The 18,281-nt window shown below is 40.4% G+C and carries 20 protein-coding genes; 11 read left to right on the forward strand and 9 right to left on the reverse strand.

What is annotated here, in order from left to right:
* Positions 1-441 precede the first annotated feature (441 nt).
* A complete protein-coding gene (locus DYH63_RS10830; protein ID WP_116788820.1) occupies positions 442-1,332 on the reverse strand; it encodes a lytic transglycosylase domain-containing protein in 891 nt (296 codons plus the stop codon).
* Positions 1,333-1,420: 88 nt separating this feature from the next.
* Positions 1,421-2,083 (reverse strand): alpha/beta fold hydrolase, encoded by a 663-nt coding sequence (locus DYH63_RS10835; RefSeq protein WP_116788821.1) that lies wholly within the window; start codon positions 2,081-2,083, stop codon positions 1,421-1,423.
* A gap of 119 nt (positions 2,084-2,202) precedes the next feature.
* Between DYH63_RS10835 and DYH63_RS10840 the strand changes: the two genes are divergently transcribed.
* The 6 genes from DYH63_RS10840 to DYH63_RS21780 all read left to right on the forward strand — a co-directional run bounded on the left by DYH63_RS10840 (position 2,203) and on the right by DYH63_RS21780 (position 5,281).
* The gene (locus tag DYH63_RS10840; RefSeq protein WP_116788822.1) at positions 2,203-2,925 is read left to right on the forward strand and encodes a pirin family protein; all 723 of its coding nucleotides are present in this window, start codon (positions 2,203-2,205) and stop codon (positions 2,923-2,925) included.
* A gap of 5 nt (positions 2,926-2,930) precedes the next feature.
* Positions 2,931-3,215: a GNAT family N-acetyltransferase gene (locus DYH63_RS10845; protein ID WP_116788823.1), complete on the forward strand. Its 285-nt coding sequence runs from the start codon at positions 2,931-2,933 to the stop codon at positions 3,213-3,215.
* Between the two features lie 26 nt (positions 3,216-3,241).
* Positions 3,242-3,958 carry a 3-ketoacyl-ACP reductase gene (locus DYH63_RS10850; protein ID WP_205528241.1) on the forward strand — a complete coding sequence of 239 codons (717 nt, stop codon included), beginning with the start codon at positions 3,242-3,244 and terminating at the stop codon, positions 3,956-3,958.
* Between the two features lie 8 nt (positions 3,959-3,966).
* Positions 3,967-4,602, forward strand: coding sequence for a class I SAM-dependent methyltransferase (locus tag DYH63_RS10855; RefSeq protein WP_116788825.1), 636 nt, complete (start codon positions 3,967-3,969; stop codon positions 4,600-4,602).
* 158 nt (positions 4,603-4,760) lie between these two features.
* Positions 4,761-4,994 (forward strand): hypothetical protein, encoded by a 234-nt coding sequence (locus DYH63_RS10860; RefSeq protein ID WP_116788826.1) that lies wholly within the window; start codon positions 4,761-4,763, stop codon positions 4,992-4,994.
* Positions 4,979-5,281 (forward strand): type II toxin-antitoxin system RelE/ParE family toxin, encoded by a 303-nt coding sequence (locus DYH63_RS21780; protein WP_116788827.1) that lies wholly within the window; start codon positions 4,979-4,981, stop codon positions 5,279-5,281. Before DYH63_RS10860 ends, DYH63_RS21780 begins: the two co-directional genes overlap by 16 nt.
* Before the next feature lie 23 nt (positions 5,282-5,304).
* Here the strand turns inward: DYH63_RS21780 and DYH63_RS10870 are convergent, their stop codons facing one another.
* Genes DYH63_RS10870 through DYH63_RS10890 form a run of 5 tightly spaced genes read right to left on the reverse strand, consistent with a single transcriptional unit; the run spans position 5,305 to position 9,906 of the window.
* Entirely contained in the window at positions 5,305-5,946 is a 642-nt protein-coding gene (locus DYH63_RS10870; RefSeq protein WP_116788828.1) for an alpha/beta hydrolase, read from the reverse strand.
* Positions 5,947-5,949: 3 nt separating this feature from the next.
* Complete coding sequence (locus tag DYH63_RS10875; RefSeq protein ID WP_116788829.1) at positions 5,950-6,276, reverse strand: hypothetical protein; 327 nt, start codon at positions 6,274-6,276, stop codon at positions 5,950-5,952.
* Entirely contained in the window at positions 6,277-6,726 is a 450-nt protein-coding gene (locus tag DYH63_RS10880; RefSeq protein ID WP_116788830.1) for a hypothetical protein, read from the reverse strand.
* 2 nt (positions 6,727-6,728) lie between these two features.
* Positions 6,729-7,979: a dihydroorotase gene (locus tag DYH63_RS10885; protein ID WP_116788831.1), complete on the reverse strand. Its 1,251-nt coding sequence runs from the start codon at positions 7,977-7,979 to the stop codon at positions 6,729-6,731.
* A gap of 1 nt (position 7,980) precedes the next feature.
* Positions 7,981-9,906, reverse strand: a complete 1,926-nt coding sequence (locus tag DYH63_RS10890) for a vWA domain-containing protein (protein WP_116788832.1) — start codon at positions 9,904-9,906, stop codon at positions 7,981-7,983.
* 117 nt (positions 9,907-10,023) lie between these two features.
* On the opposite strand from DYH63_RS10890, the gene DYH63_RS10895 reads away from it, so the two are divergent.
* Entirely contained in the window at positions 10,024-11,127 is a 1,104-nt protein-coding gene (locus DYH63_RS10895; RefSeq protein ID WP_116788833.1) for a lactonase family protein, read from the forward strand.
* Between the two features lie 332 nt (positions 11,128-11,459).
* On the opposite strand, the gene DYH63_RS10900 is transcribed toward DYH63_RS10895, so the two are convergent.
* On the reverse strand, positions 11,460-12,806 hold the full coding sequence (locus DYH63_RS10900) for a DEAD/DEAH box helicase (protein ID WP_116788834.1): 1,347 nt from the start codon (positions 12,804-12,806) through the stop codon (positions 11,460-11,462).
* A 152-nt stretch (positions 12,807-12,958) separates the two neighbouring features.
* Here DYH63_RS10900 and DYH63_RS10905 point away from each other — a divergent pair, with 152 nt between their 5' ends.
* Genes DYH63_RS10905 through DYH63_RS10915 form a run of 3 tightly spaced genes read left to right on the forward strand, consistent with a single transcriptional unit; the run spans position 12,959 to position 14,018 of the window.
* Complete coding sequence (locus DYH63_RS10905; RefSeq protein WP_116788835.1) at positions 12,959-13,213, forward strand: hypothetical protein; 255 nt, start codon at positions 12,959-12,961, stop codon at positions 13,211-13,213.
* 14 nt (positions 13,214-13,227) lie between these two features.
* Positions 13,228-13,506, forward strand: a complete 279-nt coding sequence (locus DYH63_RS10910; RefSeq protein WP_116788836.1) for a hypothetical protein — start codon at positions 13,228-13,230, stop codon at positions 13,504-13,506.
* Between the two features lie 17 nt (positions 13,507-13,523).
* Positions 13,524-14,018 carry a hypothetical protein gene (locus DYH63_RS10915; protein WP_116788837.1) on the forward strand — a complete coding sequence of 165 codons (495 nt, stop codon included), beginning with the start codon at positions 13,524-13,526 and terminating at the stop codon, positions 14,016-14,018.
* A 65-nt stretch (positions 14,019-14,083) separates the two neighbouring features.
* Here the strand turns inward: DYH63_RS10915 and DYH63_RS10920 are convergent, their stop codons facing one another.
* Positions 14,084-16,666, reverse strand: coding sequence for a DUF7619 domain-containing protein (locus DYH63_RS10920; protein ID WP_116788838.1), 2,583 nt, complete (start codon positions 16,664-16,666; stop codon positions 14,084-14,086).
* Between the two features lie 234 nt (positions 16,667-16,900).
* On the opposite strand from DYH63_RS10920, the gene lysA reads away from it, so the two are divergent.
* The gene (gene lysA, locus DYH63_RS10925) at positions 16,901-18,136 is read left to right on the forward strand and encodes a diaminopimelate decarboxylase (protein WP_116788839.1); all 1,236 of its coding nucleotides are present in this window, start codon (positions 16,901-16,903) and stop codon (positions 18,134-18,136) included.
* The last annotated feature ends 145 nt before the right edge of the window (positions 18,137-18,281 follow it).

Consider the following 18,281-nt stretch of genomic DNA (forward strand, 5'->3'; position numbering starts at 1 on the left):
TGTTTTTCTGTTTGTTTATATACTAAATACCGGATACAAAAAAGCCGTTCCTTTATGAGGGAACGGCTTTTATATATCTGATATATCTACACGGTATCCCTCACATTAATTGCTAATGAGAATAATGTTGTGCAGGACTACTATGTTGATGTTTGTTTTCATTGTTATAACGAATGTATAAATAATTTCTCAACAACCAAACAATTTAACTAACAATTATTCAACACAAAACCTTTTATAAACATATTAATATCTGAAATTTTGCCAAAATATTAAATAGTACAAAATTTAAAGTGTGATTTTAGATTTTATCAAAAATAGATTGCTAAAAAGGGATGCGATTTTTCTTGATATGGCAAAAATCATAGCAATACAACGGGAAACAAAAAACCCGTACTACAAAAATGTAATACGGGCTCATGTCATAAATTATATAATGGCCTAATATCCTGAAAGCGGAATTTCTACCGAATATTCTTTCCCGCCAGATACATCGAGTTTACGATCTCGCATCCACGGGTTGTGTATCTTGAGTATCTTATAATTAATCCCCTGCTGCTTTGCAAAAACAGAAAGATCGGGCACGGATGATGTTACACTAACCGTTTTAGATGGTATAACACCATATAGCTCGCCGGGCGCAAGCGTAAAGCCATACTGCGCCGGGTGCTGCATAATTTCTTTTAATGCCAGTATCCTGAAAACATAGCGGCTTGTTTCATCAGCCAGCAATACATCATAATAACTATCTACCCCCTGAAAGGTAAGCTGTTTATTTACGCCACCCAGGCCGGCGTTATACGATGCCGCTGCCAGCGTCCAGGAACCAAATTTGTTTTTTGCAGCAAGCAGGTATTTACAGGCAGCCTCTGTACTCTTAGCCAGGTGGTAGCGTTCGTCTACAATCTCATTTACTTCAAGTCCGTATTGCTTGCCGGTTTCTGGCATAAACTGCCATACACCACGTGCACCTGCAGGCGATACCACATTTACAAGTCCGCTTTCTATCACAGCCAGGTATTTAAAATCATCGGGGATGCCATACTGTTTTAATATGGGTTCTATAACGGGAAATGCCCTGTTGGCACGCTTTAATATAAGGAGTGTTGTAGCGTCGAGGTTTGCGTTAACCAGCAGTTCCCTGTCTAATCGTTCACGCACATCGCTTATATTTAACGGTGTCTTTTCTCCCGCAAAATCAATCTGCGTTGGGAAAGAACGTCTCTCTACTGCTACGGTTTTATCTGCCGGTTTATCATAAGTTGTTTGCACTGCAATACCTCCCAGTAAAACCAGTGATGCTGCTACGCCTGTATTTTTTAGCCACTCCATTTATCTTCTGTTGTTTTATGTTCTATATTTTCTGAGGTCGAAAGTATGATGCCCAAGCATCATGAATACTACTCTCAATTCGTAATTTCTAATTCTCAATAATTTCCGGCAGGTGCTCTGTAAGCCACTTGCCTTTTGTAAGCACCATAACATGGGTTGCTTCCTCAACAGGTATGTAGCTTTTTAAATACTTTACCGGAAAAACCTCATCGGCTGCTCCGTGTATGTGCACTACATCCATATCAGGGTCGCATCTGTCCCAGTTTATAATTGTTTTAAACGCCCAGTCGAGGTATTTCTTATCCCGTACCGACATAAATTTATCATATAAATTCAGCTTTCGGGTTACCGCGTTGTTACCCACAAACATTTGCGCCAGCCAGCCTATTTCCTGCATCAGTCTTGTAGGGAAAAGATGGTAGGCCTTAATACGTTTTGCAAAACGCATTCGCCTTGGATACTCAGCGTTGCATCGCACGCTGGATATGATAATTATCTTTCTGGCCTTCAACACCTTAGCCATTTCCTGCACAATGAGCCCCCCAAATGATACGCCTACCAGCACCGGGTTTTCATGCTTTATTGCCTGCGCTACACGTGCTGTATAATGGGGTATGGTTTCCGCTTTGTTTTCGGGCAGCAACCATTCAAGATAATGACATTCATAGCGCTCTTCCGGCAACTTAATGTTTTCAAAAATTGCAGGGCTTGCCGCAAGGCCGGGCATAAAGTACACAGGTATCTTTTCCATCACACAGTTTTAACGCCCATATAGGGGCTACTATCAAAATTTATTCCGAAATTTGTATAAAATTAAAGTTTTTACAGTAACACACTGTTGCCAAATTTTAATTTATCCGTTAAAATTCTATGAAAACAAGACTATTCCCTAAAAGCCAGCGAGGTACAGCAGATCATGGCTGGCTACAAGCCAACTTTTCTTTTTCGTTTGGCAATTATTATAACCCCGATATGGTACAGTTTGGTATGCTTCGCGTGCTTAATGATGATACCATAGGCGCAGGTATGGGCTTTGGCACGCACCCGCATGATAATATGGAGATCATTACCATTCCGCTTGAAGGGGGGCTTACCCACCGCGACAGCATGGGCAGTCATGCTACCGTTCGTTTTGGCGAAGTGCAGGTAATGAGTGCCGGTACCGGGATTACTCACAGCGAAATGAATGCCAGTGAGACTGACCGCGCCAAAACATTACAGCTATGGATATTTCCGGAAACAGAAAATGTAACGCCACGCTATGACCAAAAGAGCTTTGACCCCGAGGCACATCGTAACAGCTTTATCAATATTGTGTCGCCAAATGATAAAAATGACGGCAATGCACTATGGATCTATCAGCAGGCCTGGCTACATCTGGGTGTTTTTGACGCAGGGCAAACCATAGAATACAAGATAAACGCCGAAGGGAATGGCTTATATCTGTTTTTAATTGAAGGAGAACTTGAGATTAATGGACAGGCAGTTAATGAGCGCGATGCCTATGGTGCTGTAGAGTTTGATACCCTACAGATTAAAACAAAGGCTGCCGCCAAAATACTGACCATAGAAGTACCAATGCAATTTAAATAATAGCCATGGAAGTTAAAGACAACGAATTTAGCCGTCAATTTGAAGCTACTGTTAACGGCAACACCTACACTATTGAATATTCTATACAGGAACGCAAACTGTTTCTAACCAAAGTGCACCAGCCCGAAGGAGCAGAAGATGATGGCGTTATTAGCGATATGCTAAAAGAAATTTTAGCTACTGTAGAAGAAAAGAGATGGCGTGTAATGCCTATTCACCCTAAGGTGGTAGCGTTTTTCAGGAAAAACCCGGGCTATAAAGATATGCTTCCGCCGGGCATACGAATCTAAATTACTTAATTACCAATACACACATAATGCAAAGTTTAAAAGGAAAGAATGCACTGATTACCGGTGCAGGAAAAGGTATTGGCAAAGCCATAGCGCTTGCCCTTGCTGAAGAAGGAACTAATCTTATATTAATAGCCCGCACAGCTACAGACGTTGAAAGCGTAGCTAAGGAAGCTGAAGCAAAAGGTGTAAAAGCGCTTGCTCTTACTGCCGATGTTGCCGAGATCGTTTCGATTACCGCAGCGATCGAAAAAGGTGTGGCCGAATTTGGCCATATCGACATACTTATCAATAATGCGGGTGTAGGCAAATTTGGTAAGTTCCTCGACCTTACACCAGATGAGTTTGAAAACATTATCAAGGTAAACCTTATGGGCGTGTACTATGCTACACGTGCTGTACTACCAGGCATGATAGAGCAGCAAAGTGGCGATATTGTAAACATATCATCTACCGCAGGATTAAAAGGAGCAGCAGTTACCAGTGCCTACAGCGCGAGTAAGTTTGCGGTAATGGGCTTGACAGAATCGCTAATGCAGGAGGTACGCAAACACAATATACGTGTTACAGCACTTGCCCCAAGTACTATTGCTACAGATATGGCAAAAGACCTTAACCTTACCGATGGCAACCCTGATAAAGTAATGCAGGCCGAGGATTTTGCTGAGCTTATTGTGGCACAGCTTAAGCTAAACAAGCGTGTATTTATTAAGGAGAGCAGCATTTGGTCTACAAATCCATAAAATAAGATATGAGTAACGTTGCATGCCCGCTGTGCAGCGGAACCTCTAAAACATATTACATACATGGGCAAAGGGAGTTTTTACAATGCTCCCTTTGCCTTTCTGTTTTTTTAAACCCAAAAGATTATCTTTCTGTAGAAGCCGAACTGGCGCACTACAATATGCACAACAACGACCCGGAAGATGTGCGCTACCAAAACTTTGTGCGTCCCATTGTAAATCCTATCCTGGCCGATTTTAAGCCGGAAGATAAGGGCCTGGATTTTGGTTCGGGTAGTGGCTCCCCTATTGTAAAACTGCTTACTGATGCGGGTTATAACATTAGTCAGTACGACTTATTCTACCACAACCATCCTGAAGTATTACAGCAGCAATATGACTACATTGCCTGTAGCGAAACGGCTGAACATTTTAAAGAAGCGCATAAAGAATTTACGGTATTTCGTAAATTATTAAAACCCGGCGGCAGGTTGTATGTAATGACATTGCGTTTTGACCCGAATATTGATTTTGGCACCTGGTTCTATAAAACCGACCCTACCCATGTATTTCTATACAGCGATGAAGCGTTTGAATGGATACGGGAGGAATTTGATTTTAAGAGTGTTGAATTGAATGGCAGGGTTGCGGTGTTGGGATTGTGATCTTTAATTCTTAGTATATTTTACCACTAAGGTCACGAAGTTTTACACAGAGATCACAAAGCTGTGTGAATAATTGTGGGTACGGGGCTATATGCTATTGTAACAATAGGATACATCGAAATATATTTTTTTGTATATTTATAGAAATATATTTCGTCATGGATACTTCAACACTAAGGACTGATCTGATAGATAAAATCAAAAACTCTCTTGACGATGAAACAGTTTTAGACATTGCCCGATTAGTAAACTTAAATAATGAAAAACTTATAGTGGTTTTTACAGAAGAGCAACAAATGCGTATAAATAAATCTCTCCTGGATTATAAAGAGGGTAGATATGTAACTGGCGAAGTTGCTGAAAAAGATATTCAGGAATGGCTAAAAGATTAATTTGGACAACTGAAGCCTTAAACAACAGAAAAGAAATTTTCGAATACTGGACTAATAGAAATCAGTCAAAATCCTACAGTAGCAGACTAAACAAAATTTTTAATGAACATATAGAATTAGTTCTTAAATATCCTGAAATAGGCATGAGAACTAACAATAAAGATATTTTCACAAAAACAGTCAGGGATTATCAAATCATATATTTATCGCTACAAAATTCGATAATGATCCTGAGTATTTGGGACACAAGACAAGACTCAAACAAATTAAAATATGAAGGTTTTTAATTTGTTTGAATCTTGTAAAGAAATCACCCAAGCCACTTCACTAAATCATAAAAATTTTGCGGAGCCACACCATGCCCTACCGGATACTCGTGGTACTCATTTTTAATGCCTAACGTGTTTAAAAATTCAGGAGCTTTACGTGCCCAGTCTACCGGGATAACCTGGTCTACAACGCCGTGCGAGATAAAGAATTTAATATGCGAAAGTTCTTTTGTATGTACATCATCTGCTACTATAGGCTGGTGCAGGTAACCGCTAAGTGCTGCCACCCTTCTTATTTTTTCAGGATATTTTAAAGCTACCGAATAACTTAATATAGCACCCTGGCTAAAGCCGATAAGCGTTACATTATCTTTATCGATAGGATATTTAGCAGTGGCTTCGTCAATGAACGTTGCAAGCAGGTCGCGCGATTGTGCCGCCTGGGCATCATCGGTAAACTTATTCATATCGGCATCAAAATTGATGGCATACCACGCATACCCTGCTCCCGGAAGGTTATAGGGCGCACGTACCGACAAGATAAAATACTCGTCGGGCAATTGTGCTGCAAAACCAAAAAGGTCTTCCTCATTACTGCCGTAGCCGTGTATTAGTAATAGCAAAGGATTTTTATCAAGCTTTACTTTTGGTTCTCTTACCAGGTGATATAATGACAACTCCATTACTTACATTTTTTTAAATACTTTTTGAAACAGTTTGCCTATTAATGGCATTGGTGTAGTTTGCCCGGAAATGGCTGTGTAAAGGCCATAACCCCACAGTACTGCCATAAATATCCAGAACGGAAATACTACCATAGGTGCCCAAAAGCCGCTAAGTGTATATCCCAGTGCAACAAAAAGTATTGATAAGCCCAATGCCTGCCTAACGTGGAAAGACGCATACGGGTTTTTATTCTCGGCATTCATAGACATGGCTATCAGTGCACCTACTACCAGTATATAAGCTGTAATTGCGGCTGGCTTGCCCTGTTCTATCGTTTCTTTATCCATTTAATATATTTCTATTGTGCTTTTAACTTCAATATCAGTACGCGGGTCAAATACTACATCATAATAACCTGCCGCGCCGGCATTAGCGTTCAGCTGCAATTCTTGCCTGCCAAACTCTACTCCTTTTTTATCGTTTATTTTAAAGGTAACTGTCCCTTTAAATGCTTTTTCTGTAATTATGTAAATAACAAGCTTATTATCTTTGCCAAGGCTGTCATTTTCAATATGATATTTACCGGTGCTAATGCCTTGTGCCTTTAACCCTTCAGAAACCACCACCTTACAATCAAGATTGCGCTCTACTCCTTCAGTAACGCCCTCAGTAAATTCAGTAGCCATTTCACCTACGGTTTCTCCGCCTTTATTTATGGTTTCTTTGGTTTTCTCCTTTACTTTATTGCATGATATAGCTAACGCCGCCATCAATACTACAGTTAAAAGCTTCTTCATAATTATCGTAAAACTAATTTACCGTTATTGTAAACTCCATATGCCCTGCCCTTAAACTGCTGACCCAAAAATGCTGAGTTCTTTGATTTAGAAAGAATATCTTTTTTATCAAATGTCCAATCACCTTCAGGGTTAAACAGCGTAAACGAAGCTGCATCGCCCTCGGCTATGCCGTTGCTTTCAATACCAAAGATAGCCTTGCCCGCAGTAAATTTGTCTACAATTACCTCCAACGGAAGCAATGTATTAAGCACCCCAAAGGCACTTTCAAAACCTATGGAACCATCTTTAGCAAGATCAAACTCCAGTTTCTTAACCTCTACATCAAGCGGGTTATGGTCGGATGTTATTACATCAATAGTACCATCTAATACGCCTGCTAAAAGGGCTTTTCTTTCACTCTCCGGCCTTAATGGTGGTGCTACTTTATAGCGGCTGTCAAAATTGCCCAATACTTCATCTGTAAGCAGCAGGTTATGTATGGCTACACTACAGGTTACATTCAGGCCTTTTTGTTTTGCTTCTTTTATCAACTGAACCGACTTGGCTGTACTAATCGTTGGTATATGCAGCTTGCCTCCTGTATATTCTAAAAGATACAAGTTACGCGCTATCTGAAGTTCTTCGGCCAGCGCCGGAATACCTTTAAGTCCCAGGCGCGTACTTACAATACCCTCATGTACCACGCCTTTACCCTTTATCTTATCGTCCTGGGAATAGGCTATAACCAGTCCATCAAAATCCTGTACGTATTGTAGTGCTATTTTAAGCAGGTTAGCATCAGATAACGACTTTTGATAATCGCCAAAAGCTACTGCACCGGCATTTTTCATATCAAAAAATTCAGCAATATCTTTACCCTCGCTACCTTTTGTCAGCGCCCCTATTGGGTGTGCTGTTGTAGCGGCATAGGCCGTCCTGCTTTTTATAAAGGCAATGTCTGCCTGCTTGTCTGCAACAGGGTTACCGGTAGGTTGCAGTGCAACATTAGTAAATCCGCTTTTAGCAGCCACCTCAAGGCCATTTGCAAGGGTTTCGCGGTCTTCATAACCGGGTTCGCCCAGGCTTACAGAGCTGTCAAACCAGCCTTTAGATATGTGCAGGCTATCAAGCTCAACCACCTCATAGCCATCTGCACTAAGGTTAGCGCCTATTTTTTGTATGGTGCCATCTTTTACAATAATGTCTACAGCCTGTTTGTGGTAAGGGCTGTTAGCATCTATAATAGTAGCGTTTTTAAAGATCAGGTTCATGTTATTTTACAAATTTTTGTATCAATAGTTCAAGTATCAGGAAAATAAGTGTGCCTACAACAAACCATTTCCACAGTTCGCTTGCGGTGCGGCTCGATGTAATGTCGTTAAATACGGTAGCAACAGAGTCTGCTTTAGTAAAATCTGCCAACACATCACTGTTCTCCAGGCTTAGGTTACTCTCGGTACGTGCGTGGTTAAAACTCACGTCCTTTAATTTTTCGCTTCCTTTAAAAATGGTATAGTTACCCGCTTTTTCAGGGTAATCGCCAAAAGAAAGTTTTACTTTATTGCTCAGCACCTGCTGTGCCGGTATAAAATCGTTATCTGCACCCTTAACGCTTACTACTTCGTCTTTAACCAGTACGGCATCAAGCAGCAGGTTTTGGTTACTGCCTATGGCAATGGCACTTATACCTGCTTTACCACTGTTTTGCCCCATGTTATAAAACGTAGGCACAATAAGCGGTGAGTTCTGGAAGTTTGTATTGGCTTTGTTTACCGGTGCAGCAAAGACATATACATTTCCAAGCCTGTTAGTTACAGAGGCAAGGAATGGTGTTTGGTCGTCAAAAGTAAGTACCGGCAGCGCATTGCCGCTAAGGGTAAAGCCCCCGTTTACTTTAGGGTACTGAAAGTTATCGGTCTTTTTTTCGAAAACGGTTTGGTACAACGGGTGGTTAAAGGCAATTTTAGTGATCTGCCTTTCAGTTTTAGCAAATGGCTTAAACTGTGCATTACCAAAATTACTTAAAAGGCTATTCAGGTTTTGAAGGCTGCCTTCTGCCGAAGGGATTACAACGATGTTCCCTCCTTTTGCATAAAAGTCTTTTAGCGTAGTAATAAGCGATTGTGGAATGTCTTTAAGCTCGTTAAGGATGATGGCATCCTGCTTTTCAAGACTGTTATAATCTAACGCAGATAACTGTACATCGGTAAGGTTAAATTCATCGGCGGTATAAATACGAGTAAGGAAGCTGTTTTTAGCACTTTCTCCAATTACCGTTACGCTTGATTTCTCAGGTTTTGAAATGCTGAAGTAAAATGTATTATCGTACCCCAGGCTGTTATCGCTCACTTCTACCCTGCCGTGAAAATCTTTTTTAGGTATTGTAAAAGTGCTGCTCTTTTTAGCAGCATCAAATTTCACGAGTGTCTTCGCTATAAGACTGTTACCGTTGTACAGGGCTATAGGCACATCATCTGTAAATTCGCCATATGCCTGCATATCTACCTTTACTTCATAAAAGTTATCCATTACCTGCGATATGTACACGCTGTCTATAGCAACGTTGCGCGTAGTTTCAGCCTCGGGAATAACGGCATAACCGGTAACATCCTTAAATGTTGAAACATATTTACTATCAAGGTTTACGGCATCGGTAATCAGCACTACATCTTTGCCCGTTGCCTGATTTTTGGCTTTAGCCTTGGTCAATAAAAAGTCAGGGCGAAAAGGCACATCGGTATATTGCAGGTTTTGCAGGTCTTTTTGTATCGACTTTATATCGGTGTTAAACCATGCATTGTTATTAGTAATTAGCGAAAATTGCTGTGTTTCGGGCGTATTTTCAAGGAGGTCCTGTACCGCGCGTTTTAGCAGTTCACCCCTGTTTCCTTTGGCATGCATAGAAAAGGAATTATCAAGCAGTATCACCATTTCATTGCCGGTCTTATCATCATCTTTAGCCTTAAAATAGGGCTGTGCAAAGGCAACGATCAACAATGCAAGCAGCGTTAAACGCGTGGCAAGCAGCAGCCATTTTTTAATGACCGAGCTTTTACGGGTTTGCATACTTAGTTCTTTAAGGAAGCGGACATTAGTAAAGTACTGCTTTTGAAAGCGGCGCAACTGGAACAAATGTACCAGTATGGGAATTATCAGCAGGAATAAGAAGTAAAGAATGTCCGGGTGTTTAAACTGCATTCGCTTGAAAGTTTGTCAAAAATAAACATTTTTATTGTAATTGGAACGGACATTGCTCCTGATAAATTTCACAAAACATTTAAATAAATTACTTTTGTAAGCACTAAATTGCATACCATGAAATTAATCAAAGCCTTAGCGCTATTTGCCGTTATGAACGCCGCCGCACAGGATAACTATAATCTTATAATAGGTACATATACTAATGCATGCCCCAGCAAAGGCTTGTATGTGTATGATTTTAACACCACTACACTGGATTATAAATTAAAATCGAATACTGATGCTGTAGTGAACCCAAGCTACCTTACCGTTAGTAACGACAAAAAATTTGTGTACAGCGTTAACGAAGATGGTAAAAACAGTACTGTAAGCGCGTTTAAATACAATACCACCACCGGAAAACTTGACTTTGTAAACAAGACCGACAGCAAAGGCGCCGATCCCTGCTATATTATTAACGATGATAAAAATGTTATTGTAGCTAACTATAGCGGTGGTACTATTTCGGTATTTGAAAAGAAATCCGACGGTAGCCTTAGCGATGCCATACAAACGATAAAACATAGTGGTACCGGTCCTGATAAAGGCCGCCAGGAAAGTGCCCACGTGCACATGGTGTACTTTAGTCCCGATAAAAAGTATGTGTTTGCCAATGACCTGGGTACCGATAAAATATTTATGTACACCTACAATCCGGGTGCCGGAGCAAAAACGCTTACACTAAAAGAATCTTTTTCAGTTAAAGCCGGAAGCGGGCCGCGCCACCTGGTGTTTAACCCTAACAATACTTTTGTATACCTGCTACAGGAACTTGATGGTACGCTTACTACGTTCGATTATATGAACGATAAACTTACCTCAATACAGGAAATTAACGTTACCCCTAACCTGCTTAACGGTAAGCACGGTGCTGCCGACATTCATTTTAGTAATGATGGTAAATTTTTATACGCTACAAATCGTGGTGATGCCAATACCATTTCGGCATTCAGGGTTCACGCAAACGGAATGCTTAGCATGGTACAGCAAATAAGCACACAAGGCAGTGGCCCACGTAACTTTACCATTACACCAAACGACAACTTTGTTTTAGTTGCAAACCAAAATACTAATAACGTTACTATTTTTAAACGTGATAAAAGTACTGGTTTCCTTACCGATACAGGAAAGAAAATAGAGCTTTGCCAGCCGGTGTGTTTGGTGTTTACGGGGAAATAGTTTACAGTGAGCAGTCGCAGTAAGCAGGTGCTTCACTCGGATGTTGTAATGCTTTCTTCACGCCCGTCCTTCCGAACGAAGCACAGTATTACAATCTAAAGGAGCAAATATACTTAATGAGATTGCCGCGGTCGTACCTCCCTCGCAATGACAGCACCTGAATAAAGGCCTGGTCACAACGACAACGATATTAAACATAAAAAAACAGTCATACTTCGAAAAGTATGACTGTTTTTTTATGTTTAGATCCTTCGACTCCTTTGCCCTCAGGATGACAACATCTGAGTGAAGCTAATCTTAATACTTAGTACTCAATTCTTAAGACTAAAATCCTATTTTCCTTTTTTCTTTTTAGCGGCACGCTTGGCCTCTACACCACGGTTACGGGGTTCCGTTTTACGGGGCTTGGTTTTGCCCGGGCCACCCAGGTTTACTTTTTTATTCTTTTCTTTCTTTTCATGGAAGGCACCACCACCGTCATTCTTTTTACGCTTTAGCAGGAACTTGATTTTTTTGCGGTCTTTTTCAAACTCCAGCAGGCGCTCCTCTACCTTTACACCTTCCGGAATGTCCTGAAAGTCCAGTTCCTTCTCCATTAGTACTTCGGCAGCAAGCTGTATTTCCTCTTCGTGAGGAGAAACAAAACTTACAGCAACACCCTCTTTATCAGCACGTCCGGTACGGCCTATACGGTGAATGTACTGCTCAGCCACTTCAGGAAACTCCATATTAATAACATGGGTAATGTCTGATATGTCCAGTCCGCGTGCCATAACATCGGTAGTAATAATACCCCTTAGCTCGCCCGCCTGAAAATTCGCCATGGTGTTGATCCTGTAATTTTGCGACTTGTTAGAGTGTATAACCCCAAACTGTCCCTCATACTCTTCTTCAATGGCATTACTTACCATATCAGCAATCTTTTTATTATTCACAAATACCAGTACACGCTCCAGGCTTTCGTCTTGTAATAAATGTTTAAGCAAATTTATTTTGGTCAGAAAGTTAGGCACCTGATAAGCAAGCTGCGTTATCTTTTCCAGCGGTGTACCACTGGCAGCCAGCGACACCTCTTCCGGAAATTCAAAGTAATCATTAAGCAATTCATCTACTTCGTCAGTCATGGTAGCAGAAAACAGTATGTTCTGCTTTTTAGACTTCATCATACTTAATATAGAAGTAACCTGTGCGCGAAAACCCAGGTTAAGTATCTCGTCAAACTCATCTATAACCAGCTTTTGCAGCGAATCAAAACGCACAACATTATCCAGCGCAAGATCCATAAGACGGCCGGGAGTACCTACAAGTATATCTACACCTCCGTAAACGGCTTTCTTTTGGGTATTAATATTTACACCTCCGTAAACACCCAGTACCCGAACAGACATATATTTAGTAAGCTTTTCTGCCTCTTCTGCAACCTGTACAACAAGCTCACGCGTGGGTACTAATATTACAACGCGGGCACTGTCTGTAGCTAAAAACTTCCATTGCTTAAGTATGGGCAGCAGGTAAGCAAACGTTTTACCGGTACCTGTTTGTGCAATGCCCATCATATCGCGGCCGCTTGTTATTACCGGCATGGCACGCTCCTGTATGGGCGTGGGTGTGGTAAAACCAAGTTCATCTATGGCTTTTTGTAATGATTTTGGAAGGTTAAAATCTAAAAATGTGGACATTGCAAATTAATTTAGCTGCAAAGATAGTTTAATTAGGCGATTACAGGGCCAGAATGTTAGATTATTGAGGAACTGCCCCGCTTTTAAATTAACATAAACTTGCATATTATTTATTTTATCGGGAGTATTTTTAAGATATAAAACAAAACATTATGTCAGAATTTGTAACCATAGGCCATGCCATATCTATAGCAGCTATAAGAGATTACCTGTTTGCAAAACGTATAGACCAGGGCGACACACTTGTACTTAACAATCAGGATTACCATACTATCTCAGAAGAAATACTACATTCCGGCGAGCCTGTAGATATCCCTGTAAATGTACTTGGAGTATTATTAGCGAAAGATACTACAGGAGACATTCCGGTAGGAAAAGTGCAGATCGTAAAAAACGAAAAGCTGTAATAACCTTTAAACTCATGACCATGCACGAAACGTTTAAGCCAATAAAAGAAGCTTTTGAAAAAGAAGGTATTGATGTTGCCAGTGCAGCATTTAGCATTACACCCTATTCGCTCAATACAAAACTTAGCTTTAAATTTAGCAATGCAGATGAACTGCTGTACTTTTTAGGCGTTTCTTCTCCGGGAGATACCGCCGGGATAGAGCATATAAACAAGCTGATTGTAGATGCGGGTGTGCAGCCCGACAGTTTTTTTTACGTGAATTTTTATACCCCAAAAATTGCTGAACTTTAATTTATTAACTCCTTACTATGGATCCGGGATACCTGAAAATAAAAATAGACATTAAGAGTGAGCACGACCACTTTTTAAAGAAATACGACTTTAAGCGTAAAGAACTGAAACGTGACGAGATAAAAAAGATATTCGACAGTTTTAAAGATTTTTTTAAAACTGACGGACACTTTAAGTTTAAGGAAAATGAACATAGTGTTACCGCAGAATATAAAGACCATACCGTGGTGCTTGATATGGATATTTATAATAACATAGATAGTGCCGACTTTAAGTTAAACGGCACTATAACCACCTTTGAAGGCGATAATTTTGAATTTACTGCCGAAGGCATACAAAGTAACGATATGGCTTTACCTCCTACCGACATCGACGAACAGGAACGTATGGTTTACGATACAAAATTTTACAAAGAATTTTTAGAGGATGAAGTTATCTATACTTTTCAGTATCAGGTTACCGGGCGCCAGGCTGTTTATCTTAGCATGAACGAACTGCTTGCCGCATTATAAAAACACAAAAGCCGCCCAATTAAGAGGCGGCTTTAGCATTTTTAAAAACTATCAAAATTAAAAAACTATTTCTTTACCAGTTTCTGGGTAGTTGTTCCTGCGTTGCTTTTTGTAGTTACAAAGTACATTCCTGCTTTTAATGATGTTACATCTATTACTTTACTTTGCGCTTCCATTTTTGTATACAACACAGTTTTCCCTAAAACATCTGCTATAATTATCTCTGCCTGTTGTGCATTTTCTAATTGTATGGTAACGTTGTTATTAGCCGGGTTAGGATACAGTTTAATACCTCTCTTGCCAAAATCTGTAATACCCGCAGTATTTTGAACCGTTGTAATGGCAGTATTCGTTACAATAGCCTCATTAAAATCAAAGTAAATATTAGCAGTCTCCTGCATAGAATCGCCCAGCCCTACTGTTTGTAAAGGCTTGATCCTAAAGCTTACAAAACCATGGCTGGCTGGCTCATTAGCATCTTCAAAAGGTAGTTGAATACCATCAAAAACAAAATCTAATCCCTCAGCAGAACGGTTTGCCCTATACACATGGCTGCTGCCAATAGGCTGAAAGGTACTCCAGTCAAGGTTTTCATCAAGCGGCAGGCTAACCTTTATATTCTGTGCATTGGCAGAACCCGTATTTTGGAAACGTATCGTATACGTCAGGAATCCTTCAGCCTGTGTTTCGGTAATATACCTGCCTTCGTGTACAGTGATATCATTAGGGTCATAAGAATTTACAGCCACCTGATTAAATGCATATGCATTATTATCGAGGTTAATATCGCTGTTTACAGGTGTTATTGTTGCAGTATAGCTTAGTATTGTTCCGCTATTTACAATAGGCGGTACTGCTACGGTAAACGAAACATATTTATAAATGGTTTGGTAAGGAGCCAGGTTATTGTATGTCCACGCAAGTGTATTACCACTTTGTGTAGCGCCCGTGGTAACAGGGTTGCTTACAAGCGCACCGTTGTAAGTAAGGTTTATAACACCACTTACGGTTGTGGTACCATAATTAGTAGCCGCTACATAATATCCTGCCGGAAATCCCGCAACTGCCTGTAATGCAGGAATAATATATGTAGCTACATCACTATACGGTGCCGGCACGCTGATACAAAAATTGTTTACCGTAGCATCTTCCGGAAGATGCAGTGTTACATTTGTCGGGCTGGCTGTAAAGCCCTGTCCGTTTATGTTCTGTATCCATACAGTTACGTTACCTTCTCCAACATTATTAAAAGTGTAAGTCCCATTAGCATCGGTAAAAGTATTAAACACATAGTTACCACTATTGTAGCTTACCATTATACCGGCAACCGGATTATCGCCGTCATCACAGCCGTTGCCTTCATCATCAAGTGTAACTATGCCTGTAAGCGTTGAAGATCCTTCGCAGGGTATTACCAATAGTTGAAGCGGCAGGTATCCTAGGCAATTATCGTACAAAAAGCCAATGTATATTGTTATCTCATATATTTCTACGCCCACAAATGCCTGTGTGTTTTGTATTGCATTTGTTTGCGTCTGGGCACCCGCCTGCGTCAGGTAAAAAGCAATATCTGTTACCTGCGGATTGTGCAGTAAAAACTCCTGTGCAGCAATTTCAAGATTAAAAGTACCTATGCCATCGTTATTAATATCGCATACTGTTAATGGATTTGGAGGCAAAACATTATCTGATGAACCTACATGTACCGTAAAGTGCACATCAGCCCAACAGCCACTATTTTCAGAATTATAAACGTAAATGGTTTGTGTACTATTTATTACCGTACCAACAGGTATAACAGTACCCCCACCGTTTGGCGCTGTGCGGTATTCGCCCGTTTCTAAATCAGGTAGTGTGTAAGGCCAGCAAGAGTTTACATCCTGAAAATCATTAGAACCAGCACCTATAGTTATGGTAAAACTCCGCTCGTTACTGCAAATACCATTACTGGCATATATATACAGTGTCATAGAAGCCGTTATAGATGTCCCGGCAAAAAGCGAAGTACCTGTTCCGCCCGGGCCTGTATAATAGTTACCATTAGTAAGAGCAGGCAGTGTGTATGAACCACAGGCTACAATATTACTAAAACTATCAAGACGTATCGACGGAATAACCGTTACCACAAAACTCGCCTGCGAACTGCATGTAGTAGTACTGGCATAAACATAAATAGTCTGCGTAGTTGTAATTGCTGTACCCACCGGTATAACAGCACCGGTACCCTGTGGGCCGGTATAATAATTGCCTACACTAAGTGCAGGTAAATTATAAAATGTACATACTGATATATTGCTGAAAGTCCCTACGTTTGGCCCCGTAGTAATAATAAGCTGGAAAAAAGATATTGCAAATTCTCCGGTAATATTATTTATAAGCCTTGCGTATATGGTTTCCTGAGAAATACCAATATAAGCTGAAGGATTAGCAATAGGGCTTACCCCAGTCTGGGCATTACTGTTTGTAGTATGGTATGTAACAGAATAATTTTCAGGATCCTGATTCCCCCTGATGATGTCATCCTGAACCGTAAGATCAAAAATTTCATACCCGCATTGTGCTATATTGGGTGCTTGGTAGGCAGTTACCTGTGCACTACTTTTAATTGTAGCAAGAATACACAAAAACATGAGTAAAATTCGTTTCATAGTAAATTGGTGTTTTGTGATGGGAAGATTTAAACATTAAACAACCAAAATGTTAAAAACCCTACCTAAATACAAACAGGAGATTTTACAAATCTGAAAACCACACCTCTTAAATAAACAATAAAGCAATAAAATGTTTTAAAAATAACAATTTGTTATTTTTTGTTAAGTAATTGATACAAACTTGTATGCGCACTTTATGATGAGTATTTTTGTACCCTAAACTTAGATATAATGGAAGCGAAACAGTTAGTTAAATTAGCTGAAGAATTTGGAAGCCCGCTCTATGTGTACGATGCGGAAAAAATACAATCTCAATACAACAAGCTCGAAAAGGCATTTAGCAAGGTATCAAGCCTGCGTATAAACTATGCTGTAAAAGCACTTAGCAATATATCTGTACTTAAGTTACTAAAACAAATGGGCTCAGGCCTTGATACGGTTTCTATACAGGAAGTACGCCTTGGACTTCTGGCAGGCTATGCTCCCGAAAGGATTATTTATACACCAAATGGCGTTTCTATGGAAGAAATAGAAGAAGTAGCCACATTAGGTGTACAAATAAATATAGACAACCTGTCTATACTGGAGCAGTTTGGTGCCAAGCATCCTACTACACCGGTTTGCATTCGCATTAACCCACATGTTATGGCTGGCGGAAACAGTAACATATCTGTAGGTCATATAGACAGTAAATTTGGTATCAGTATCCACCAGATGCCACACCTTTTGCGCATTGTAGAAAATACAGGTATGCATATTAACGGCATCCATATGCACACGGGTTCTGATATACTTGACATTGAAGTATTTCTTTATGCTGCCGAAATTTTATTTGAAACGGCATTACACTTTAAAGAACTTGAGTTTGTAGACTTTGGTAGTGGCTTTAAAGTAGCCTATAAAAAAGATGATATCCATACCGATATCGAAGAACTGGGGAAAAAACTAGGGAAGCGCTTTAATGCGTTTTGTACCGAATATGGCCGTGATCTAACGCTTTGCTTTGAGCCTGGTAAATTTTTAGTGAGTGAAGCAGGTTACTTTCTTGCAAAGGTTAATGTGGTAAAACAAACTACGTCTACCGTTTTTGCAAGTATCGACTCAGGCTTTAACCACCTTATACGCCCTATGCTTTATGGCTCATACCACCAGATAGAAAATGTTACAAATCCTAAAGGCAAGGAACGTTTTTATAGTGTGGTAGGATACATCTGCGAAACCGATACGTTTGCCAGCAACCGTCGCATTGCCGAAATTAAAGAAGGCGACCTGCTGTGTTTCCGCAATGCCGGGGCATACTGTTTTTCTATGTCAAGCAACTATAACTCCAGGATACGCCCAGCCGAAGTACTTTGGTACGAAGGCAAAGGCCATCTTATAAGGGAACGCGAAACTTTTGAAGACATCATCCGCAACCAGGTCATCCTCGATTTCGAGCCTGCACAGCCTGTTGCCGTTACCATTTAGGTTATATATTGTTACTTTTTTGAAAGGCCGGGACAGTAATGTTCCGGCCTTTCTGTTTTCTTAAATCTTTAATTTTATAATTTCACAGCCCATCGTTAGCGCATTGCATGCGTCCATGTTCCCGCCATTGCCTTTATCTTTCCGC

Origin of the sequence: Flavobacterium psychrotrophum, assembly GCF_003403075.1 — a bacterium.
Classification (GTDB): domain Bacteria; phylum Bacteroidota; class Bacteroidia; order Flavobacteriales; family Flavobacteriaceae; genus Flavobacterium; species Flavobacterium psychrotrophum.